The sequence below is a fragment of the Streptococcus sp. k-628 genome (assembly GCF_013277475.1).
In the GTDB taxonomy this organism is placed as follows: Bacteria; Bacillota; Bacilli; order Lactobacillales; family Streptococcaceae; genus Streptococcus.
The window spans coordinates 1-22,748 of record NZ_VMMZ01000001.1; the positions used below are offsets into that span (position 1 = coordinate 1).

Genomic DNA, 22,748 nt, shown 5'->3' on the forward strand with positions numbered 1-22,748 from the left:
AACCCTGGTATGTCATGACTCAAAAGGCAGACCAGATTTACCAACTGGGAAAGTCAAGTATAGCAGAGCAGAATTTTGGAAGAGTGCCGATAAGAATAGAAATAAACTAAGTCTACTGAAAGGTAGGCTTTTTGAGATTTTTTACGAATAATACTCTTCGAAAATCAAATTCAAACCGCGTCAACGTCGCCTTGCCGTACTCAAGTACAGCCTGCGGCTAGTTTCCTAGTTTGCTCTTTGATTTTCATTGAGTATAAGAAGCACATAAAAACTAGAACTGACTGCCAGTTCTAGTTTTTGTATTAGTATTTTCTAAATCGTTGATAACGCTCTTCCAACAACTCTTCTAGCGGTTTTTGTGAAAGTCTAGCTAGCTCAGCTTGAAGTTCTCTTTTGACATTCTTAATCAATTCTTTGCTAGAAAGTCCTGCTTCAGAAATCACCTTATCCACCACATCCATTTCTAACAACTCATGTGAAGTGATTTTCATCAGTTCTGCCGCTTCCATAGCACGACTGCCATCTTTCCATAGAATAGAAGCAAAACCTTCTGGACTGAGAATGGCATAGATAGAATTTTCCAGCATCCAGACACGGTCCGCAACGGCTAGAGCCAGAGCCCCACCTGAACCACCTTCACCGATAATGATAGCAATAATAGGAACTCTCAGATCACTCATTTCCATGAGATTGCGAGCAATGGCTTCTCCCTGTCCACGTTCTTCCGCTCCCACACCAGGATAGGCTCCTGCTGTATTGATAAAGGTCACAACTGGACGGCCAAACTTTTCAGCCTGTTTCATCAAACGCAAGGCCTTGCGATAGCCTTCTGGATGCGGTTGTCCAAAATTCCGTTTGAGGTTGTCTTGTAAGCTCTTGCCTTTTTGGATACCAACCACTGTTACAGCTTGATCTCCAAGCCAGCCAATACCACCAACAACTGCACCATCATCACGAAAGGAACGGTCACCGTGTAATTGGATAAATTCATCAAAAATGCCTGTCGCAAAGTCCAAGCTTGTCAAACGACTCTGCTCACGCGCTTCTCTGACTATTTTTGCAATATTCATCTAGGACTCCCTCCGTGCAATTTGACTAGGTTAGCAATAGTGTCTGGCAAATCTCTTCTTTTGACAATCGCATCCACAAAGCCATGTTCCAATAGGAATTCCGCCTTTTGGAAATCCTCAGGCAAACTTTCACGAACCGTATTTTCAATGACACGACGCCCAGCAAAACCAACCAAACTCTGTGGTTCAGCCAGAATGATATCGCCTTCCATAGCGAAGGAAGCTGTTACACCACCAGTCGTTGGATCTGTCAAAATGGTCAGAAAAAAGAGACCAGCATTTGAATGGCGTTTAACTGCTGCAGAAATCTTGGCCATCTGCATGAGACTCATGATTCCTTCCTGCATACGGGCTCCGCCAGAGGCTGTGATTAGGACAACTGGCAATTTTTCGACAGTCGCATACTCGAACAAACGAGTGATTTTTTCACCTACAACCGTACCCATAGAAGCCATGATAAAGTTGGAATCCATAATTCCAAGAGCCACAGTCTGACCTTTTATAAGAGCTGTTCCTGTCACAACGGCTTCATCCAGCCCTGTTTTTTCACGCATAGTTGCTAGTTTCTTTTGATAACCAGGGAAATGCAAGGGATCCTTGCTTTCAATCCCTGTAAACAATTCTTTGAAGGTTCCCATATCAATCGTCAAAGCTAAGCGTTCTTGGGCAGAAATACGAAAGGTATAGCTACAATGTGGACAGATACGCTCACTTCCCAGATCCTTCTGATAAATGGTATGCTTACAGCCTGGACACTGGGAGAATAATTCATCTGGAACCTCTGGCTTAGCTTGAGGTTTTTCCCTAACCGAACGATTGGGATTGATTCGAATATACTTATCTTTTTTACTAAATAGAGCCATTGATTCCCCTTTTCGGTTTAAACTCTTGAAGTCATTTTATTCTTTTTCTTGATATTTAGGTAAGAAGGTTTCCATTAAGAAGGAAGTATCATAATCTCCAGCAATGACATTGCGATCTGAAATGAGGTCAAGCTGGAAATCTGCATTGGTCTGCACTCCTTCAATCTCTAATTCATAAAGGGCACGTTGCATTTTCATCAAGGCATCAAAACGATTTTCGCCGTGAACGATGATTTTAGCAATCATACTATCATAATAAGGCGGAATGGTATAACCTGGATAAACTGCTGAATCCACGCGCAAGCCAACTCCTCCACTTGGAAGATAGAGATTGGTGATCTTACCTGGACTTGGAGCAAAGTTGAAGGCTGGATTTTCTGCATTGATACGACACTCGATGGCATGACCGCGTAGGACAATATCTTCTTGCTTAACAGACAAAGGTTGACCTGCCGCAATGCGAATCTGTTCTTTAACGATATCCACACCTGAAACAAATTCTGTTACTGGATGTTCTACTTGTACACGAGTATTCATTTCCATGAAATAGAAATTGCCACTGGCTTCATCAAGAAGAAACTCAATGGTCCCTGCATTCTCATAGCCAACAGACTCTGCCGCTCGAACAGCCGCAGCACCAATTTCATGGCGCAGTGTTTTTCCGATTGCAATCGAAGGACTTTCTTCCAAAACCTTTTGGTTATTTCGTTGAAGAGAACAATCCCGTTCACCTAAATGAATCACATTTCCGTGTTCGTCTCCTAGGATTTGAACCTCGATGTGACGAGCTGGATAGATGACCCGTTCTATGTACATGGCACCATTGCCATAATTTGCCTTGGCTTCACTAGAGGCAGTTTCAAAGGCTGAAACGAGGTCTTCTGGTTTTTCAACCTTACGAATCCCTTTACCACCACCACCTGCTGAAGCCTTGAGCATAACAGGATAGCCAATTTTTTCAGCAATAATCAAAGCTTCCTCAGAGTTATGCACTTCTCCATCCGAACCTGGAATGACAGGTACACCAGCTTTGATCATCTGAGCACGCGCATTGATTTTATCCCCCATCATATCCATGACATGACCAGATGGACCGATAAACTTGATACCAACTTCTTCACACATGGTTGCAAATTTGGAATTTTCACTGAGAAATCCAAAACCAGGGTGAATGGCTTCTGCCTCAGTCAAGACTGCAGCTGATAGAACCGCATTGATGTTGAGATAAGACTCAGTTGCCTTACCAGGACCAATACAAACTGCTTCATCTGCCAAAAGCGTATGAAGGGCTTCCTTATCAGCAGTTGAATAAACCGCCACCGTTGTAATCCCCAATTCACGCGCTGCACGGATAATACGAACCGCAATTTCACCACGATTGGCAATTAAAATTTTTCGAAACATGGAGAACCTCCTTAGTTCCCAATTGCAAAAGTAAGGGTACCACTGGCTGCAAGCTTGCCATCCACTTCAGCCTTTGCTTCAACCACAGCGATTGTGCCACGACGTTTTACAAAAGTCGCTGTCATAACCAATTGGTCGCCTGGTACAACTTGCTTCTTAAATTTAACCTTATCCATACCAGCGTAAAAGACCAGTTTTCCTTTATTTTCAGGTTTTGATAACTCCAACACACCAGCAGTTTGCGCCAAGGCTTCCATAATTAGAACACCTGGCATAACTGGGTATTGAGGAAAGTGGCCGTTAAAGAAAGGCTCATTGATGGTCACATTTTTGATGGCAACAATAGTGTCCTCGCTCACTTCCAAGACACGGTCTACTAGGAGCATAGGATAACGGTGGGGAAGGGCTTCTTTGATTCCTTGAATATCGATCATTTGATACGTACCAATCCTTTACCAAACTCAACCATTTCTTCATTTGAAACGAGAATCTCTGTTACCACACCATCCTTAGGTGCAGGAATTTCATTCATAACTTTCATGGCTTCGATGATGACCAATGTTTGACCTTTTTTGACACTATCACCAACTGTAACGAAGGCAGGTTTATCAGGACCAGCAGCCAAGTAAGCCACCCCAACAAGTGGGCTCTCTACAAGATCTCCCTCAGCAACTACACTTGCTTCAGCTGGAGCCGAAGTTTCTTCTACTACAGTCTCTGCTGGAGCAGATGTAGGAGCTACTGGACTCGGTGTTGCTAGAACGGGTGCTGGAGCGACTTGAGCTGCAACTTCAGGTACAGGTCTCGCTTCATTCTTGCTAAACTGCAACTCATCCGTCCCATTTTTATAAGAAAATTCTCTCAAACTTGACTGGTCAAATTGGGCCATCAAGTCTTTAATATCGTTTAAATTCATAGTTATTTATTCTCCCAACGTTTGAAAGCAAGAACTGCATTGTGGCCACCAAAACCAAAAGTATTTGAAATAGCGTATGGAATTTCTTGCTCCAAGCCTTGTCCATAAACGACATTGGCTTCGATATAATCTGATACTTCACTTGTTCCAGCTGTCATTGGTACAAAGTTATGACGCATGGCTTCGATTGTGACGATAGCTTCTACCGCGCCTGCAGCCCCCAGCAAATGTCCTGTGAAAGACTTGGTTGATGATACAGGTACTTCCTTACCAAGAACAGCTACGATCGCACCACTTTCTCCTTTTTCATTAGCAGGAGTTGACGTTCCGTGAGCATTGACATAGGCTACTTGCTCTGGAGAAATCTCAGCTTCTTCCAAGGCTAGTTTGATGGCCTTGATAGCTCCCTGACCTTCTGGATGAGGAGAAGTCATATGGTAGGCATCACAAGTATTTCCGTAACCAACTACTTCAGCAAGGATGGTTGCCCCACGTTTTTCAGCGTGTTCAAGACTTTCAAGAACCAACATCCCTGAACCTTCACCCATAACAAACCCATTGCGGTCCTTATCAAATGGAATGGAAGCACGAGTTGGGTCCTCTGTAGTAGAGAGAGCTGTCAAGGCTTGGAAACCAGCAATAGCAAAAGGTGTGATAGAGGCTTCTGAACCACCTACTAACATAACATCTTGGAAACCAAATTTAATTGAGCGGAAGGCATCCCCAATCGCATCATTTGATGAAGCGCAGGCAGTATTGATGGATTTACAAACACCGTTTGCTCCAAAACGCATAGCAACATTTCCTGAAGCCATATTTGGTAAAGCCTTTGGAAGGGTCAATGGTTTCACACGTTTTGGTCCTTTTTCGTTGAGACGAAGCACTTGATCTTCAATTTCCTTAATTCCACCAATACCAGAGGCCACAATAACACCAAAACGATCTTTATCAAGAGCCTCTACATCCAAATTGGCATGATTAACAGCTTCTTGAGCCGCATACAAGGCATATAAAGAGTAGTTATCAAAACGATTGGTATCTTTCTTTACAAAGTATTTATCAAATGGAAAATCTTGGATTTCTGCCGCATTATGCACATCAAAGTCACTATGATCAAATTTTGTTATTTTACCAATTCCGATTTTTCCAGTTGTCAAACTATTCCAAAATTCTTCTGGTGTATTTCCGATTGGAGATGTTACTCCATAACCTGTTACTACTACGCGATTTAGTTTCATCTTTTTTACCTCTAGCTTCTGCTACATACTTAAGCCACCATCAATGGCAACTACTTGACCAGTTAGATAATCTTGGCCTGCTAAAAATACTGTCAAATCTGCAACCTGCTCTGCCTGCCCAAATTCTTTCATAGGAATTTGCGCCAGCATGGCATCTTTTACCTTGTCTGATAGAACCGCTGTCATATCGGACTCAATCATTCCAGGTGCGATAGCATTAACCCTGATATTGCGATTGGCCACTTCACGCGCCACAGACTTGGTAAAACCAATCAAACCAGCCTTAGAAGCAGCATAGTTAGCTTGGCCAATATTTCCCATCAAACCAACAACACTAGACATATTGATGATAGCACCTTCTCTGGCTTTCATCATCGGTTTCAAGACTGATTGTGTCATGTTAAAAGCGCCAGTCAAGTTAACCTTGAGCACTTTTTCAAAATCTGCTTCTGTCATCTTGAGCATAAGGGTATCTTGGGTAATCCCTGCATTGTTGACCAAAACATCTACTGAACCCAGCTCTGCAATAGCTTGCTCAACCATACGCTTAGCGTCTGCAAAAACCGACACGTCTCCTGAAATGGGAACTACCTTGACACCATAGTCTGCAAACTCGGCTAGCAAGTCCTCTGAAATTGCCCCACGGCTGTTTAAGACAATGTTGGCTCCTGCTTGAGCAAACTTGTGGGCGATGGCAAGACCAATCCCACGACTCGAACCTGTAATAAAGATATTTTTATTTTTTAGTTGCATTCTTTTCTCCTGTTTCCTCTTGTATTTATGGGAGAAGGGATTACTTGTTTTCTAGCAAGGCTTCCAAGCTCGCCTGATCTTCAACAGTGGCTAGTTTAGCCGTCTTATCAATTTTTTTAACAAAGCCTGACAAGACTTTCCCCGGTCCAATCTCGATAAAGTTGGTTAAGCCTGCTTCTTGCATAACTGCAATACTTCCATAAAAACGAACTGGTTCCTTGACCTGACGCGTCAAGAGTTGAGCGATGTCTTCTTTTTTCATAACTGCAGCTTCTGTATTGCCGACTAGGGGACAAGTAAAATCTGAAAAACTTACCTGAGCTAGTGTTTCAGCTAGTTTCTGGCTAGCAGGCTCAAGGAGAGCAGTATGAAAAGGTCCTGAAACCTTAAGAGGAATCAAGCGTTTAGCACCTGCTTCCTGCAAGAGTTCAACAGCTCGATCAACTGCAACTACTTCTCCACCAATCACGATTTGTGCAGGTGTATTATAGTTAGCTGGGGTAACCACTCCAAGTTCAGAAGCTTTTTGACAGGCTTCTTCAATGACCTCTACTGGTGTATTGAGAACTGCCACCATCTTGCCAGAACCAGCAGGAGCTGCTTCTTCCATATAGGCTCCACGCTTAGCAACTAAGGCAACTGCTTCTTCAAAATCCAAGGCGCCGCTGGCCACCAAGGCAGAGTATTCTCCAAGAGACAAACCAGCAACCATATCAGGTTGATAGCCCTTTTCTTGCAATAAACGATAGATAGCAACTGAAGTTGCTAAAATAGCTGGTTGCGTATAGCGGGTCTGATTGAGTTTTTCTTCTTCCCTATCAATAAGATAACGCAAATCATAACCGAGTACCTGACTCGCTTGATCAATCGTTTCTTTGACAATCGGATACTGATTATAGAGTTCCCGTCCCATACCTAGATACTGGGCACCTTGACCAGCAAATAAAAAGGCTGTTTTAGTCATTTCTTACAACTCCTGCCCAACGAGAGGCTTCTTCTTGAATTTTCTTAGCTGCTCCGTAATACAAATCTTTTAGGATTTCTTCAACGGTTTCTTCTTTGGAAACAAGCCCTGCAATTTGACCTGCCATGACAGAGCCTCCATCCACATCTCCGTGAACAACCGCTTTGGCTAGAGCGCCTGCTCCCATTTGTTCAAAAATTTCCAAATCTGGATTTTCTTGTTTAAAGGCATCTTTCTCAGCTTTTTCAAAATCACGAGTCAACTGATTTTTAATCGCACGAACAGCATGGCCAAAGTGTTGAGCTGAAATCGTAGTATCAATATCTCTAGCTTTTAAAATCTTGGCCTTGTAATTTGGATGGGCATTAGACTCTTTGGCAACGACAAAACGCGTTCCAACCTGAACAGCCTCTGCACCTAGCATAAAGCCAGCCGCAGCACCTTCACCATCCGCAATCCCTCCTGCAGCAATAACAGGAATAGATACAGTTGCCGCCACTTGACGCACCAAGGTCATGGTTGTTAATTTACCGATATGCCCCCCAGCTTCCATTCCTTCTGCGATAACAGCGTCCGCACCAATTTTTTCCATTCGTTTAGCTAGGGCAACGCTTGGTACAACAGGAATAACTGTAATCCCTGCTTCATGGAAACGTTCCATGTATTTACCAGGATTTCCTGCACCTGTTGTCACTACCTTAACACCTTCCTCGATAACGAGGTCTACAATATCTTCCACAAAGGGAGACAAGAGCATGATGTTGACACCAAAGGGTTTATCAGTCAATGATTTGATCTTATCAATATTTGCCTTGACGACTTCTTTCGGGGCATTCCCCCCACCGATAATCCCTAGTCCTCCAGCCTTAGAAACAGCTCCTGCCAAGTCACCATCAGCGACCCAGGCCATTCCTCCTTGGAAAATAGGATAATCAATATTCAATAATTCTGTAATACGCGTTTTCATAGTGCCTCCATCGTTTCTTGCTTACGTAATAGTTCGATACTGTCATAATTTGACAATCAAACTATTGCCTAAACAAGAGGGAGCGGGTTTCCCTACTCCTTCTATCTTATATTCTGCTTATTTTGTTTGCTCTTCAACATAGGCAACCAAGTCACCAACTGTTTTCAAGTCATCTTCTGCTTCGATTTGGATATCAAAAGCATCTTCGATTTCTGAGATTACTTGGAACAAGTCCAATGAATCTGCATCCAAATCATCAAAAGTTGATTCAAGTGTTACTTCTGATGCGTCTTTTCCAAGTTCTTCAACGATAATTTCTTGTACTTTTTCAAATACTGCCATGATAGGACTCCTTTAAAATAAATAGTTTTTTATAACAATGTGTTCACCACATGATTACCTAAATTGTAAGAATGAGCGTGCCCCATGTCAAGCCTCCACCGAAGCCTGATAGCAGAACAGTCTGACTACCATCTAAAGGGATAAGTCCTTGTTCTACACACTCTGAAAGTAAAATCGGGATACTTGCTGCACTGGTGTTCCCATATTCCATCATATTGGCTGGAAGTTTAGCTCGGTCGACACCGATTTTTCTAGCCATCTTATCCAAAATACGGTCATTAGCCTGATGAAGTAGCAGATAATCCAAGTCTGTCGCCTCTACAGGAGATTCTTCAATAGTCTGGTTAATAGACTTGGCTACATCCCGAATAGCAAAATCAAAGACTGCGCGTCCATCCATCTTCAAAAATGAATCTGCATTTTCTTGATCTGAAAATGGAGAATGTAGGCCTGAATGTCCATAAGTTAGACACTCGCTACGATTCCCATCACTATTGAGACTCTCAGCCCAAAAATGCTCTTTCTCGCTAGCTTCTAGCAAGACTCCACCAGCACCATCTCCAAACAAAACAGCTGTTGATCGGTCTGACCAATCGACTGCTTTAGAGAGGGTCTCACTACCAATCACCAAGCCTTTTTGAAAGCGACCAGAAGCGATAAACTTTTCAGCAGTTGAAAGAGCAAATACAAATCCACTGCAAGCCGCTGTTAGGTCAAAAGCAAAGGCCTTATTAGCACCAATATTGGCTTGGACACGAGCAGCTGTAGAGGGCATCATCGAATCTGGAGTAATAGTAGCTAGGATGATAAAATCCAACTCCTCTCCTGTGATTTCAGCTTTTGCCATCAGTTTCTTAGCAACCTCTGTAGCTAAATCACTAGTAGATTCTGTTCTTGAAATATGTCTTTGACGTATTCCCGTCCGACTTGAAATCCACTCATCATTGGTATCCATAATCTGAGCCAAATCATGATTTGTAACCACTTGCTCTGGCACATAATGAGCAACCTGGCTTATTTTTGCAAAAGCCATTATCTCAAATCCTCCAAAAATTGATAAAGATTAGTCAAACCTTTGCTCATAACCTCAATTTCTTGCTTACTCATACCATCAATGATTTTTTCAACCATGGCCTTGTGGAAGCGTTTATGTAGCCTATGAACCAAGCGACCTTTCTTTGTCAAATGCAGATGTACCACACGTCGATCATGTTCTGAACGAATGCGTTCAATGTAACCCTTGCGTTCGAGATTATTCAAACTAGTTGTAACTGTCCCAAGAGTCACCATCAACTCTTTTGACACTTGACTTGGTGTCACATCTGGAACTTTTCCAATCACATCAATCGTATGCATTTCTTTGATGGAGATATCCTTGAAACGACTACCCCTCAAGCTCACTTCCTCAATAACGAGGACATTGTTAAATATAGACGTTAAATATTCATTAATTCGTTGGTAGTCCAATCTTTCCTTCCCTCCTTTTCAAAAAACTTTTAGAATCAAAACATTTGACAAAAGAATTATATCAAAGTTCAAAGAATGATGCAAGTATTTTTTTATTTTCCTGTAAATTTAGGCCGTCTTCTCTCAGAATGGGCTCGCACTCCTTCTTTGAAATCCTCTGTTTGAGCTAAGGATTCCTGTAGGTTCAGTTCTAAAGTAGCGTAATCCTGCCAGTCTTTAAATTGGCTCTCCCAAACCAACTTCTTAATGGCTGCATAGGAATTAGCTGAGCCACGTCTTAATTTTTTAAGAAGCTGTTCTCTGGTTTTTTCTAACTTATCAGCTTCAGAAATACGGTAAACTAGCCCCCACTCCAGAGCTTTTTCTGCGTTCAAAGCCTCACCTGTCATAGCTAGTTGGGCAGCACGCGTCACACCGATACTGCGGCTCAAGAGATGAATTCCTCCTGCATCTGGAGCCAAGCCGACGCCAACAAAGGCTTGGATAAACTTAGCCTTATCCGTTGCAAGACAGAAATCTGCCGCAACAGCCATATTGGCTGCGGCACCTGCAACAGCACCGTCAACTTCCATTAAAATAGGTTTGGCTATTTGCTTGATTTTATAGGAAATCGTATTGACCAACTCTGCGATTTTTGTCAATGATGGAATATCATCCTCATCCACTGCCCGCTTCATCTCTACCAAATCTCCCCCAACTGAAAAGACTTTGCCATTCGCGTTGATTAAGATAAAATGCACAGCCGGATCCTCTTCTGCCAAAGTCAGGGCTTCTAAAATCTCCTCACACATGGGAATATGAAAACCATTTGCGACCTCAGGACGGTTCAAGGTAAGGATTGCCAAGTCCTCTTCAAGCTGATAAATAATGTGTTCCATCTGGACTCCTTTTTATTTTATAAGCAGTTTAAATCATTTTATTATCAAAGTATATCTTTTTTAAAACTCGAAAGCAAGAAAAAATCGACTGAAAGTGTCTCAGCCGATTGGAAAGGATCGCTTTAGGCTAGAAAGCATCTTATTTTCTTCATTGAAAAAAGCCTTTCTTTCTGCTATAATCGTATAAAATACTTACTTTAGGAGTTCTTATGAAAGTTGTTAAATTTGGAGGTAGTTCTCTTGCCTCTGCTGGTCAATTAGAAAAAGTTTTAAACATCGTTAAAAGCGATTCAGAGCGCCGTTTTGTAGTCGTTTCTGCACCTGGGAAACGCAATGCTGAAGATACTAAGGTTACGGATGCCTTGATTAAATACTATCGCGACTATGTTGCTGGTAACGATATTAGCAAGAGTCAAAACTGGATTATCGACCGCTATGCTGCTATGGTTAGTGAACTAGGTCTTAAACCAGCTGTGCTAGAAAAAATTTCTAAAAGCATTCGTGCCTTGGCTACTCTTCCTATTGAAGAAAATGAATTTCTCTATGATACCTTCCTAGCAGCGGGTGAAAACAACAATGCTAAATTGATCGCTGCCTACTTTAACCAAAATGGTATTGATGCACGCTATGTGCACCCTAGAGAAGCTGGTATTGTGGTCACAAGTGAGCCTGGTCACGCTCGCATTATTCCATCAAGTTATGACAAGATTGAAGAATTGACAAATACAAATGAAGTTCTTGTCATTCCTGGTTTCTTTGGGGTTACCAAGGAAAATCAAATCTGTACCTTCTCACGTGGAGGTTCTGATATTACAGGTTCTATCATTGCCGCCGGTGTTAAGGCTGACCTCTATGAAAACTTTACGGACGTTGATGGTATCTTTGCAGCCCACCCTGGTATTATCCACCAACCACACTCGATTCCTGAGTTAACCTACCGTGAAATGCGTGAATTGGCCTATGCAGGATTCTCAGTCCTTCACGACGAAGCTCTTCTTCCTGCCTACCGTGGAAAAATCCCTCTCGTTATCAAGAATACCAACAACCCTGACCACCCAGGTACTCGTATCGTTCTAAAACACAGTAGTGATGAATTCCCAGTAGTAGGAATTGCTGGTGACTCCGGCTTTGTCAGCATTAATATGTCGAAATACCTCATGAACCGTGAAGTTGGATTTGGACGCAAGGTTCTACAAATCCTTGAAGATCTTAACATCGGTTGGGAACATATGCCAACAGGTATCGACGATCTTTCTATCATTCTCCGTTCTCGCGAACTAACTCCTATCAAGGAAGAAGAAATCCTTCGTCAGTTGGTTCAAAAGGCTGAAGTAGATCATGCAGAAATCGAACACGACCTTTCTATCATTATGATTGTTGGTGAAAAGATGAAGAGTCATATTGGAGTAACTGCTACTGCAACACGCGCTCTATCTGAAAACAAGATCAACATCCAGATGATGTCTCAAGGTTCTAGTGAAGTTTCTATCATGTTTGTTGTCAATAAAAACCAAGAGAAAGCAGCTATTAAAGCCCTCTACAATGCCTTTTTCGGTGAAAACAAGGAAGATTAATCATGGCCCAATCTCTTAACAAAACAGTGCTTCTCAATACGACAGGAACTTCCTATCTCTCTATAGCTGGGAAAGTTGGGAAATTCCTGGTCGGAGATCAGGCTCTGGAATTTTACCCAGATGTCAATGTCGAACAATTTATCCAGATTCCTTGGAGCCATATCAACCAAATTGGAGCCAATGTCACTGGTCGCAGAATTAGTCGCCACTTCGAAGTCTTCACAGATCGAGGAAAATTCCTCTTTGCTTCAAAAGACTCAGGTGCCATCCTCAAAATTGCTCGTGAAAAACTGGGCAATGACAAGGTCGTCAAACTTCCTACCTTGATTCAGACAATTAGCCAAAAATTTAAAAATCTATTTGCAAAAAAGTAGAAACTTTAGTATAATCATAGCAACGGATAAGTAGGTTATCTTCTTCTTTCAGAAAGTCTGCGGGTGCTGCGAGCAGATAGGAGGGATAGGTGAAATTCTACCGTTAGTAACAATTACATACACAATCAAGTGCACACCTGTGAAGTTGGATGGAACCGTGGCCCTGCCACTCCAACGCTTTATCAGGTGTGCTTTTTTCACAAAGGAGTTCTTATGTTAGATATCAAACGTATTCGTACAGACTTTGATGCTGTCGCAGAAAAATTGGCTACACGTGGTGTAGATGCTGCTGTCTTGAATGAGATGAAAGAAATCGATGCTAAACGTCGTGACATCTTGGTCAAGGTTGAAACTCTCAAAGCAGAACGAAACACAGTTTCTGCTGAAATTGCCCAAGCCAAACGCAACAAGGAAAATGCAGATGACAAGATTGCTGCCATGCAAACTCTATCTGCTGAGGTTAAAGCCTTGGATGCTGAATTGGCAGAAATCGATGCTAAATTGACAGAATTTACAACGACTCTTCCAAACATCCCTGCTGACAGCGTTCCTGTTGGGGCTGACGAAGACGACAATGTGGAAGTTCGCCGTTGGGGTACTCCACGCGAGTTTGACTTCGAACCTAAAGCTCACTGGGATCTTGGTGAAGACCTTGGTATTCTTGACTGGGAACGCGGTGGTAAGGTAACAGGTGCTCGCTTCCTCTTCTATAAAGGCCTCGGTGCTCGTTTGGAACGTGCTATCTACAACTTTATGTTGGATGAGCATGGCAAGGAAGGCTATACGGAAGTCATCACACCATACATGGTTAACCACGACTCTATGTTTGGGACTGGTCAATATCCAAAATTCAAGGAAGATACTTTTGAATTGAGCAACAGCAATTACGTCCTTATTCCTACAGCTGAAGTTCCTCTGACAAACTACTACCGTGATGAAATCCTTGACGGTAAAGATCTTCCAATCTACTTCACTGCTATGAGTCCATCATTCCGTTCTGAGGCTGGTTCTGCCGGTCGTGATACTCGTGGCTTGATTCGTTTGCACCAATTCCACAAGGTTGAAATGGTCAAATTTGCCAAGCCAGAAGAATCTTACGAAGAATTGGAAAAAATGACAGCCAACGCTGAAAACATTCTTCAAAAACTCAACCTTCCATACCGTGTCGTTGCGCTCTCTACTGGAGATATGGGCTTCTCAGCTGCCAAGACTTACGACTTGGAAGTGTGGATTCCAGCCCAAAATACTTACCGTGAAATCTCAAGCTGTTCAAACACAGAAGATTTCCAAGCCCGTCGCGCCCAAATCCGTTACCGTGATGAAGCTGATGGCAAGGTGAAACTCCTTCATACCTTGAACGGTTCTGGACTTGCAGTTGGACGTACGGTGGCTGCTATTCTTGAAAACTACCAAAATGCAGATGGTTCTGTGACCATCCCAGAAGCACTTCGTCCATACATGGGTGGAGCTGAAGTTATCAAACCATAAAAAATAAGGTTTAGCTATTTCTAGCTAGACCTTTTTTCGTAACCAAATCAGATAAGCGCCTAATACAAAGACTAAAATAATTAAGCAAATAGCGGTTTCAGCCAGTACCAAATAATCCAGAAATGGAAGTTTCATGAGTCCCTGAGCCATCTTGAGCGAAGTAGCTGTGATAATAGTCGGGAAGGTGAGGGCTGAGAAGGCTGGTTGAAAACCTTGTTTTAAAATATTGGGCAGGCGAGTCAAAACAAAGAAAAAGAAGGATTGGGAAGCCAAAATCATGACGATTAAGAGCCAAGTCGGTAGGCTGGCTCCTCCAACTCGAACCAGAGAAGCCAAGAGTAGAGAGAAAGGAGCACAATAGATTCCTTCTTGCCCAAGCAAGGCTAGTGGGAGTGGATGTTTCTTTAAATCACTATAAATAAGTGGGTAGAGATAGAAGGTTAAGAGAAAACCAAAACTCAAGGTTGCATAGGCGATTTCGATGATACCTACCAGAGGATAGGTCAAGGCAGCCACTGCTATCCCCACATAGAGAACCGTCCAGCTTGGAGTCGCATGAACCCTCCGACCTGGACAGGCAAACTTGATGGTGAAACCAGCAATCAAGGCCAAATCTAAGAGAAATGAAAACCACCAGAGCCCTTGCGCTACCAAAGGAAGATGAGGGAAGACGCGAAAAACATAGGTAGATAAAATCATCCCAGCCATGGGAAAGGTCGCCATTCCTGACAAAAGAGGGGACTTGGTCAATTCTTGCTTGGTTTCTTTCCAACTAAAAAGATGCAGAAGCAGAAAGTAAATCCACAAAATCAAACCTGTCAGACTCAACAGATGGGACAGAACCGGTAACGTATCTAAAATAAGATTTCCAGCTCCTGCTAAACCTAGCAAACAACCTGAAAATACTAAGGGGAGTTTTTTCATCCTAACCTCCAATAATGATATTATCTTTAGTATAGCATAAAAAGACTGGAATGAGATTCTAAAAAACGAAGTCCGATTATTTCAGACTTCATTTTACTCAAATATGAATTAAGCATAAGGTTGCAATTCTGGATTAATTGGTGTATTAGCTAGATTGTTGGCATAGTTACAGAGGCTTGCTAGGCTGACACCAAGAACCACATCCAAGGCATTTTGTTGAGTGTAGCCAGCTTCTAAAAACTCAGCCAAGGCTTCATCTCCTACACGACCCTTGGTATTGATAACTGCTAAGGTAAACTTAGCCAGAGTGTCCAATTTAGGATCTGTTTCAATTGGAGTACGATTGCGAAGAGCTTGAATCAAGTCATCATTCATCTGAATTTGTTTGATGGAAAAGGCTGTATGACCTGCGACGCAGAAGGCACAACCATTTGTCACGGCTGCCGTGATTTGCACCACTTCACGCTCAACGGGTGTCAGGCTGTTGCGACGGTTGATGGCTCCGACGGTTCGGTAGGCTTCTAAAGCAGTCGGGGCATTAGCCAAGAGACCGATTAGGTTGGGGATATAGCCATTGTTGTCTTTTTCTACTGTTTCAAGAATTTCTTTCACTTCTGCTGGTGCTGATTCTACTGTATGGATTGTAAATGTTGTCATAAGATACCTCTTTTCTTGTTATTGGCACTAATATTATTGGAAAATCTTATAAAATCCTGATTCCTAAGTTTATCTAAGACAAAGGTTTATTTTCTCATAAGATTTTCATTGAGTATTAGTTTATCACACTTTCAATCACTTGCATAATATATATTATATATCAGCTTGATAAAAATCATTTATAGGCAAAAAAATCACACGCCATGTGTGATTCCATTATTTATTAAAATACTTTTTAGTCTCAGCAATAACGACTGGTGACAAGACTAAGAGGGCAATCAAGTTTGGCAGAGCCATCAAGGCGTTAACGATATCTGCGATAATCCAGACCATATCCAACTCGATAAATCCTCCCAGCAAGACCATGAGTACAAAAACCACACGGTAGAGCCAGATAAAGCGAACCCCAAAGAGAAACTCAAAACAGCGTTCTCCATAGTAGTTCCAACCTAAAATCGTTGTAAAGGCAAAGAGTACAAGGAAGATGGTCAAGAGGGCAGGTCCAAAGTGTGAAAAGACTGTTGAGAAGGCTGACTGAGTCAAAGCCACTCCATTCAAGTCACCACTCCAAACACCAGTTACCAAGATGGTTAAACCAGTCAGAGTACAGATAATGAGGGTGTCAATAAAAGTCCCTGTCATGGAAATCAAACCTTGCTCTACTGGTTCGTTTGTCTTAGCCGCAGCCGCTGCAATGGGAGCAGAACCCAGACCAGATTCGTTTGAGAAGACACCACGCGCCACACCATTTTGAATAGCCATCCGAACGCTAGCACCGGCAAATCCACCTACCGCAGCAACAGGACTAAAAGCTGAGGTAAAGACTAAAGCGATTGTGGCAGGGATTTTTCCGATATTAAAGAAAATCACTGTAAGAGTTCCCAAAATATAGATGATGGCCATAAAAGGAACAACGGTTGTTGAAACCTTAGAAATGGACTTGAGTCCGCCAAAGACTGCAATCGCTACAAAAACAGATAAGACGAGAGCTGTGATGGCTGGTGAAATCGTCGTTGTATTTTGGATAGATTCTGTAATCGAGTTGACTTGGGTGAAGGTTCCGATTCCCAAGAGAGCAACCAGTACTCCTGCTACTGCAAACAAAACAGCAAGTGATCGCCACTTTTCTCCCATTCCTAGAAGGATATAATGCATAGGACCTCCCGCTACTGCACCATGGTCGTCCTTGGTGCGGTATTTGATGGCCAAGAGTCCTTCCGCATACTTGGTAGCCATTCCAAAGAAAGCCGCCATCCACATCCAAAAGAGGGCTCCTGGTCCCCCCACTTTGATAGCCGTCGCAACCCCTATGATATTCCCTGTTCCAACGGTTGATGCCAAGGCTGTACACAGAGCTGCAAAACTAGATACATCACCATGTCCCTTATCCTGGATAAAAATAAGCTGAAAGGCCTTGGGCAGACGCAAAACCTGCAAGAGTCCTAGCCGAATAGTTAGGTAAATCCCTGTTCCGACCAACAAAATCAAGAGGGGCGGTCCCCAAGCAAAAGCATCGATTGATTTAAGCAATTCTAACATTTCCTTCTCCTATCGTTTCAACCCCAAAAGAAAGAGCACATGCAAGATACATGTACTCTGGAATGCTTAGATAAATGCTAAAAAGCGGTCTATCCTAGCTCTGTCCTTTTACCTGAGAGTTTGAGCAGTTGCCTGCCTTGCCCCTTCGGTGCCTTTACGGTCTCTCCAGAGTTCCGTCCATTTACAGTCATGGAAAATCAAACGATCCCCCACTTCTATTAAACTTCATTCGGTGTTGGTATTTAATTGATTCTTATTTTACAAAAAATGTTGGCTTTTGTCAATGTGTTTATTAGTAAAAATTAGTTCAACAGTTTTTACTTTATAAAGTCCAGAATACTGCTATCCTTTAAAAGTCACAATAGTCGCGCCACTGCCTCCAGCATTTTGTGGGGCATAGCCGAAACTCTTGACATGTTTGTTTCTTTGTAGATATTTGGTGACACCTTCACGGATAACACCTGTTCCGATACCATGGATGATATCTACTTGAGCCATATTATTAAGCAAGGCTTGGTCTATAAAGGCATCTAGCTCATTCATGGCTTCTTCATAGCGCTTGCCTCGAAGGTCCAGTCTAGCTTGAGGTCCTCGCCCAGAAGTTCGTTTCACAACATTGACCTGTTTCTTCTTGACTGGTTTTTCTTGCTGAGCTTGAACAAGGTCAAACTCTTTCTCTTCCAAGGTCATCTTGATCAAGCCAACTTGGGCTTCCCAGCGGCCGTCCTTGAGTTGACTAGTCAAGGTACCACGCTGACCGTAACTGAGAACCACGATATCATCTCCCACCTGTGGAGCTCGTTTTTTCTTGGCCTTTTGAAGGACCTTGTTTTTAGATAAATCTACTTTTTCAGGAGCCAATTTTTTCAACCTGGCCTTGGCTTCAATGATTTCATGTGGTTTGAGTTGAGATTTACTATGGAGATTTTTGAGAATCTGGTCACTTTCACTGAGGGCCATGTCCACAATCTCAGCAGCCTGTTCACGCGCCTTATTAAGCTCGGTTTCCTTTTCACGATTGAGCTCGTTGTAGAGTTTTTTGAGAGCACGATTCATCTTGAGATTTTCTTGCTCCACCTCACGGATATTGTCCAAACGTTTGCGACTCTCTAGCGTCTGCTCTTCCAGTTGCTCAATAATCCGATTGACATCATTGTCCTGATTGACCTGCTGACTGGCATCCCCTACGATAACTTCAGATAGGCCTAGACGTTTGGCAATCTCAAAGGCATTGCTTCGGCCAGGCACACCCTGCATAAAGCGATAGGTCGGACGTAGAGTTGCAGTATCAAACTCCATGCTGGCATTTTGCACAAAGGCTGTCTCAATACCGTAGGCCTTGAGTTCCGGATAGTGGGTGGTCGCCATGGTCTTGACCTGACGCAGGCGAAGGTCCTCCAGAATAGCCATGGCAAGGGCGGCTCCTTCTTGAGGGTCTGTACCAGCCCCCAACTCATCCAAGAGTAAGAGTGAATGTTGGTTAACCTTGCCCAGAATATCCACAATATTGGTCATGTGGCTAGAGAAGGTAGACAAGCTCTGTTCAATAGATTGCTCATCCCCAATATCAGCAAAAATTTCTTCAAAAATACCAACACGACTTCCCTTATCTGCTAAAATCGGCAAACAAGACTGAGCCATAACCTGCGTCAATCCCAGAGTTTTAAGCATGATGGTCTTCCCACCTGTATTGGGACCTGTAATGACAATCGCTGTTAAATCTTGACCAAAATGGACATCATTTGCGACGGCATTTTTGACCAGAGGATGGCAGACATGGAGCAGTTGAATCTCTTGATTTTCTGATAGCTGAGGAACGACTGCTTGCCTTTCTTGGATAAATCGGACCTTGGCACGAATCAAGTCCAGATGGCCGATAATCCAAGCATCATTGGCAATCTCAGCCGCATGAGGGCGGACACGCTCAGAAATTTCTTGGAGAATTCGAAGCATTTCATAGCGCTCATCTGCTCGCAAACTGGCAATTTCTTCGCTCAGTTTGACCACCTCACGAGGTTCGATATAGACGGTGTTTCCACTAGCAGAAATATCATGAACAACACCTGCAATCTTATTGCGGTAGGTGTTTTTGACTGGTAAAACCTGACGGCCATTTCTACTGGCAACAATCCCTTCTGTCAACATCTGTGCTTTTTGCTTGAGCAAGTCTTGCAAGACATCGCGTACCCGACTCTCGCTATCATGGATTTTTCGACGGATTCGCGCCAATTCTTCACTGGCAAAATTTTCAATGAAACCTGCATCATTAAAGGCTTGGAGATTTCCTTGTAATTGCGGAAAATCATGTAATTTCTCAAACCAAAGGGCTAATTCTTCCAAGCTGACATTTTCCAGATTGGCATAAAAACTTTGCAGCTCTCGGCTAGACAGAAGCACGCGCTTCAAGAGTAGGAACTCCTCAATATTGAGGTCTGCTCCCATCTCCAACCGCTTGCAGACTCCTGCAATTTCCTTAGTTGCGAGAATGGTAAAATGCGGTTGCTCAACGAAAAGAGCCTGCATTTCCTTCATCTCAGCAAAAGCCTGTTTGATTTTATCCGCTTTGGCAGTCGGAGCTAGCTGTCTCAATTGCTCCAAGCCCTGCTCGGTCAACAAATGGGCTTCAAACAAGGCCTTAACCTTATTGAACTCTAATGTCTCTAATATTTTCTTGTTCATCTTTATTTCCTTGTCTTTGAATGTTTAGGTGTGGTAGCTTTTTACATTCTGATAGATTCGAGTCAAATCTGTAAACAAAGGGCTAGGAAAATTCCTGCCCTTTTTATCCGATTAAATTTGTCACCCAGATTTGTTTGAGCCAACTGGTTGTTACTGGTATGCTCTGGATGATGTGTTTTGCGACAATACTCTTTTCAAGAGGATTTTGTATAACTGACATGGGGATAGTCGCCAAGATTGTCAAGGCCATTTGCAAGACAAATAAGGTCACCAACATGGACAAGATACCTGCTGAAACTTGGAACAACTTGCCACCCAGTTTTTTACTAGGAATCAAGTGTAACAAGAGACCAAGTAAACGACCGATGCTATAGACAATCCCAAATACAAGCAAGTAGCCGATACCTGCATAAAAGACCTTATCTAACTGAAAGAGTTGATCCGATGGGAAAAAGAAAGTCCCCTGACCTTCCTGTGGATTTGCATAAGGGAGCAATAAATGGAATTGCTCTCCAAGCCCCTTGTAAAACTGGCCAGCCACAAAAGCCGATGCCAGTGCTGAAATCAGGTAATAAACCTGTAAGAGCAGTCCTCTCCGATAGCCGATATAAAATCCCCAAGCCAAGACCAGTAGAAGAAAGAGTGAAATCATAGGGAATCCTCAATCTTGCTCTGTTCTTGCTTGCAAGTCACAAGCTTGTGACGGAGTTCTTCTAATTCTTGCTCCTTATCATCAAATTCAATCTCACGGCTGAGCTGAGTTGATAAACAGTTGACTGCCAACAAAAGAGCGATTGTTTCATCGTCTGCACTAGGCATTTGTTCTTTAATTGCTTGGTATTTTTCTGTCGCAACCTTGGCGATTTCCTCCATAAAGAGATTGTCATGTTCGCTTGTCAAGGTTAATGATTTTTTCCCGAATGTAAATTTGAATCGATTTAGATTTGCCATAAAATTCACCTCACGATATTATACCAAAATTCGCTAATTTTGTCAGTTTTTACAAATTTGCCTGCTTTTGTGGTACAATAGAAACTATGGCAAGTATAACACTCACACCAAGTGAAAAGGAGATTCAGGCTTTTCTTGAACACTATCAAACCAGTCTGGCTCCCAGTAAGAATCCCTATATCCGCTACTTTTTGAGACTGCCTCAAGCAACGGCTTCTATCTATACTTCTGGAAAGGTCTTGCTTCAGGGTGAAGGAGCTGAGAAATACGCTAGTTTCTTTGGCTATCAAATGGTAGAGGAAACCAGCGGACAAAATCTTCCTTTAATTGGGACAGATGAGGTGGGAAATGGTTCCTACTTTGGTGGGCTTGCAGTTGTGGCTTCCTTTGTCACACCTGACCAGCATGACTTCTTGCGAAATCTCGGTGTGGGAGATTCTAAAACTCTGACCGACCAAAAGATTCGTCAGATTGCTCCTATTCTCAAGGAAAAAATCCAGCACCAGGCACTCCTTCTCTCACCCAGCAAGTACAACGAGGTCATCGGAGACCGCTACAACGCTGTTTCGGTTAAGGTGGCCCTCCATAATCAGGCCATCTATCTCCTCCTTCAAAAAGGTGTTCAGCCTGAGAAAATTGTGATTGATGCCTTTACCAGTGCTAAAAATTATGACAAGTACTTGGCACAAGAGGCCAATCGTTTCAGCAATCCTATCAACTTAGAAGAAAAGGCTGAGGGCAAATACTTGGCTGTCGCAGTTTCTTCTATCATTGCGCGTGATCTCTTTCTGGAAAATCTTGAAAATCTGGGACGAGAACTGGGTTATCAACTCCCAAGTGGGGCTGGAACGGCTTCTGATAAGGTAGCTAGCCAGATTTTACAAGCCTATGGTATGCAGGGACTCAACTTCTGCGCCAAACTGCACTTTAAAAATACTGAAAAAGCGAAAAAACGCTTAGAAAGGTAAGTTATGAATTCATTTAAAAGTTTCCTAAAAGAGTGGGGATTGTTCCTCCTGATTCTGTCATTACTAGCTTTAAGTCGTATCTTTTTTTGGAGTAATGTCCGCGTAGAAGGGCATTCTATGGATCCTACCCTAGCGGATGGCGAAATTCTCTTTGTTGTCAAACACCTCCCTATTGACCGTTTTGATATCGTGGTGGCCCATGAAGAAGATGGAAATAAGGACATCGTCAAGCGTGTCATCGGAATGCCTGGTGACACCATCCGTTACGAGAACGATAAACTTTACATCAATGATAAAGAGACGGATGAGCCTTACCTAGCTGACTACATCAAACGTTTCAAGGATGATAAACTCCAAAGCACTTACTCAGGCAAGGGATTTGAAGGAAATAAAGGAACTTTCTTTAGAAGTATCGCTCAAAAAGCTCAAGCCTTCACAGTTGATGTCAACTACAATACCAATTTTAGCTTTACTGTTCCAGAAGGAGAATACCTTCTCCTCGGAGATGACCGCTTGGTTTCGAGCGACAGCCGCCATGTAGGTACCTTTAAAGCAAAAGATATTACAGGGGAAGCTAAATTCCGCTTCTGGCCAATCACCCGTATCGGAACATTTTAAGAGACCTAAGAGGCCGAGAGTCACCAATCTCAGCCTCTTCTTCTATCGTGAGAATATGATTATTCACTATCCAGTTTGATTAAGATAGAAACAAAGTTATACTCAATGAAAATC

24 protein-coding genes and 1 riboswitch are annotated in these 22,748 nt (G+C 42.7%); of the genes, 5 read left to right on the top strand and 19 right to left on the bottom strand.

Annotated features, from left to right (window positions below; all coding sequences use genetic code 11):
• Positions 1 to 302: 302 nt before the first annotated feature.
• The 13 genes from HT730_RS00005 to HT730_RS00065 form a co-directional block, all read right to left on the bottom strand.
• Positions 303 to 1,070 carry an acetyl-CoA carboxylase carboxyl transferase subunit alpha gene (locus HT730_RS00005; protein WP_173306427.1) on the bottom strand — a complete coding sequence of 256 codons (768 nt, stop codon included), beginning with the start codon at positions 1,068 to 1,070 and terminating at the stop codon, positions 303 to 305.
• Positions 1,067 to 1,933, bottom strand: coding sequence for an acetyl-CoA carboxylase, carboxyltransferase subunit beta (gene accD, locus HT730_RS00010; RefSeq protein WP_173306428.1), 867 nt, complete (start codon positions 1,931 to 1,933; stop codon positions 1,067 to 1,069). Before accD ends, HT730_RS00005 begins: the two co-directional genes overlap by 4 nt.
• A 36-nt stretch (positions 1,934 to 1,969) precedes the next feature.
• Entirely contained in the window at positions 1,970 to 3,337 is a 1,368-nt protein-coding gene (locus tag HT730_RS00015) for an acetyl-CoA carboxylase biotin carboxylase subunit (protein ID WP_173306429.1), read from the bottom strand.
• A gap of 11 nt (positions 3,338 to 3,348) precedes the next feature.
• The gene (gene fabZ / locus HT730_RS00020; protein ID WP_000565515.1) at positions 3,349 to 3,771 is read right to left on the bottom strand and encodes a 3-hydroxyacyl-ACP dehydratase FabZ; all 423 of its coding nucleotides are present in this window, start codon (positions 3,769 to 3,771) and stop codon (positions 3,349 to 3,351) included.
• Positions 3,768 to 4,253 (bottom strand): acetyl-CoA carboxylase biotin carboxyl carrier protein, encoded by a 486-nt coding sequence (accB, locus tag HT730_RS00025; RefSeq protein ID WP_173306430.1) that lies wholly within the window; start codon positions 4,251 to 4,253, stop codon positions 3,768 to 3,770. Before accB ends, fabZ begins: the two co-directional genes overlap by 4 nt.
• 2 nt (positions 4,254 to 4,255) lie before the next feature.
• Entirely contained in the window at positions 4,256 to 5,491 is a 1,236-nt protein-coding gene (fabF, locus tag HT730_RS00030) for a beta-ketoacyl-ACP synthase II (protein ID WP_173306431.1), read from the bottom strand.
• A 21-nt stretch (positions 5,492 to 5,512) separates the two neighbouring features.
• Positions 5,513 to 6,244, bottom strand: coding sequence for a 3-oxoacyl-[acyl-carrier-protein] reductase (gene fabG / locus HT730_RS00035; RefSeq protein ID WP_173306432.1), 732 nt, complete (start codon positions 6,242 to 6,244; stop codon positions 5,513 to 5,515).
• 40 nt (positions 6,245 to 6,284) lie between these two features.
• Complete coding sequence (gene fabD / locus HT730_RS00040; protein WP_173306433.1) at positions 6,285 to 7,208, bottom strand: ACP S-malonyltransferase; 924 nt, start codon at positions 7,206 to 7,208, stop codon at positions 6,285 to 6,287.
• The gene (gene fabK / locus HT730_RS00045) at positions 7,201 to 8,175 is read right to left on the bottom strand and encodes an enoyl-[acyl-carrier-protein] reductase FabK (protein WP_049511594.1); all 975 of its coding nucleotides are present in this window, start codon (positions 8,173 to 8,175) and stop codon (positions 7,201 to 7,203) included. Before fabK ends, fabD begins: the two co-directional genes overlap by 8 nt.
• Positions 8,176 to 8,292: 117 nt before the next feature.
• On the bottom strand, positions 8,293 to 8,517 hold the full coding sequence (locus HT730_RS00050) for an acyl carrier protein (protein ID WP_000257838.1): 225 nt from the start codon (positions 8,515 to 8,517) through the stop codon (positions 8,293 to 8,295).
• Positions 8,518 to 8,575: 58 nt separating this feature from the next.
• A complete protein-coding gene (locus tag HT730_RS00055; protein WP_173306434.1) occupies positions 8,576 to 9,550 on the bottom strand; it encodes a beta-ketoacyl-ACP synthase III in 975 nt (324 codons plus the stop codon).
• Complete coding sequence (locus HT730_RS00060) at positions 9,550 to 9,984, bottom strand: MarR family transcriptional regulator (protein WP_000386355.1); 435 nt, start codon at positions 9,982 to 9,984, stop codon at positions 9,550 to 9,552. Before HT730_RS00060 ends, HT730_RS00055 begins: the two co-directional genes overlap by 1 nt.
• A gap of 92 nt (positions 9,985 to 10,076) precedes the next feature.
• Positions 10,077 to 10,862, bottom strand: coding sequence for an enoyl-CoA hydratase (locus HT730_RS00065; RefSeq protein WP_173306435.1), 786 nt, complete (start codon positions 10,860 to 10,862; stop codon positions 10,077 to 10,079).
• A gap of 209 nt (positions 10,863 to 11,071) precedes the next feature.
• On the opposite strand from HT730_RS00065, the gene HT730_RS00070 reads away from it, so the two are divergent.
• From HT730_RS00070 to serS, 3 genes are all read left to right on the top strand, one after another.
• Positions 11,072 to 12,436, top strand: a complete 1,365-nt coding sequence (locus HT730_RS00070) for an aspartate kinase (protein ID WP_173306436.1) — start codon at positions 11,072 to 11,074, stop codon at positions 12,434 to 12,436.
• Positions 12,437 to 12,438: 2 nt separating this feature from the next.
• A complete protein-coding gene (locus tag HT730_RS00075) occupies positions 12,439 to 12,810 on the top strand; it encodes a DUF956 family protein (RefSeq protein ID WP_125458100.1) in 372 nt (123 codons plus the stop codon).
• A 213-nt stretch (positions 12,811 to 13,023) separates the two neighbouring features.
• Positions 13,024 to 14,298 carry a serine--tRNA ligase gene (gene serS / locus HT730_RS00080; protein WP_173306437.1) on the top strand — a complete coding sequence of 425 codons (1,275 nt, stop codon included), beginning with the start codon at positions 13,024 to 13,026 and terminating at the stop codon, positions 14,296 to 14,298.
• Between the two features lie 24 nt (positions 14,299 to 14,322).
• On the opposite strand, the gene HT730_RS00085 is transcribed toward serS, so the two are convergent.
• The 6 genes from HT730_RS00085 to zapA all read right to left on the bottom strand — a co-directional run bounded on the left by HT730_RS00085 (position 14,323) and on the right by zapA (position 21,048).
• Positions 14,323 to 15,222: a TDT family transporter gene (locus HT730_RS00085; protein ID WP_173306438.1), complete on the bottom strand. Its 900-nt coding sequence runs from the start codon at positions 15,220 to 15,222 to the stop codon at positions 14,323 to 14,325.
• 108 nt (positions 15,223 to 15,330) lie between these two features.
• Positions 15,331 to 15,879 carry a carboxymuconolactone decarboxylase family protein gene (locus HT730_RS00090; protein WP_173306439.1) on the bottom strand — a complete coding sequence of 183 codons (549 nt, stop codon included), beginning with the start codon at positions 15,877 to 15,879 and terminating at the stop codon, positions 15,331 to 15,333.
• A 216-nt stretch (positions 15,880 to 16,095) separates the two neighbouring features.
• The gene (locus HT730_RS00095) at positions 16,096 to 17,418 is read right to left on the bottom strand and encodes a sodium:alanine symporter family protein (RefSeq protein ID WP_173306440.1); all 1,323 of its coding nucleotides are present in this window, start codon (positions 17,416 to 17,418) and stop codon (positions 16,096 to 16,098) included.
• 90 nt (positions 17,419 to 17,508) lie between these two features.
• Positions 17,509 to 17,597, bottom strand: a riboswitch (glycine riboswitch).
• Positions 17,598 to 17,760: 163 nt separating this feature from the next.
• Complete coding sequence (locus tag HT730_RS00100) at positions 17,761 to 20,097, bottom strand: endonuclease MutS2 (RefSeq protein ID WP_173306441.1); 2,337 nt, start codon at positions 20,095 to 20,097, stop codon at positions 17,761 to 17,763.
• Between the two features lie 103 nt (positions 20,098 to 20,200).
• Complete coding sequence (locus HT730_RS00105; RefSeq protein WP_173306442.1) at positions 20,201 to 20,749, bottom strand: CvpA family protein; 549 nt, start codon at positions 20,747 to 20,749, stop codon at positions 20,201 to 20,203.
• Positions 20,746 to 21,048 (bottom strand): cell division protein ZapA, encoded by a 303-nt coding sequence (gene zapA, locus HT730_RS00110; protein ID WP_000002019.1) that lies wholly within the window; start codon positions 21,046 to 21,048, stop codon positions 20,746 to 20,748. The genes HT730_RS00105 and zapA overlap by 4 nt, the downstream gene beginning before the upstream one ends.
• A gap of 86 nt (positions 21,049 to 21,134) precedes the next feature.
• Between zapA and rnhC the strand changes: the two genes are divergently transcribed.
• Both rnhC and lepB read left to right on the top strand, forming a co-directional pair.
• On the top strand, positions 21,135 to 22,016 hold the full coding sequence (gene rnhC, locus HT730_RS00115) for a ribonuclease HIII (protein ID WP_173306443.1): 882 nt from the start codon (positions 21,135 to 21,137) through the stop codon (positions 22,014 to 22,016).
• Between the two features lie 3 nt (positions 22,017 to 22,019).
• Positions 22,020 to 22,634: a signal peptidase I gene (gene lepB / locus HT730_RS00120; RefSeq protein WP_101506910.1), complete on the top strand. Its 615-nt coding sequence runs from the start codon at positions 22,020 to 22,022 to the stop codon at positions 22,632 to 22,634.
• Positions 22,635 to 22,748 lie beyond the last annotated feature (114 nt).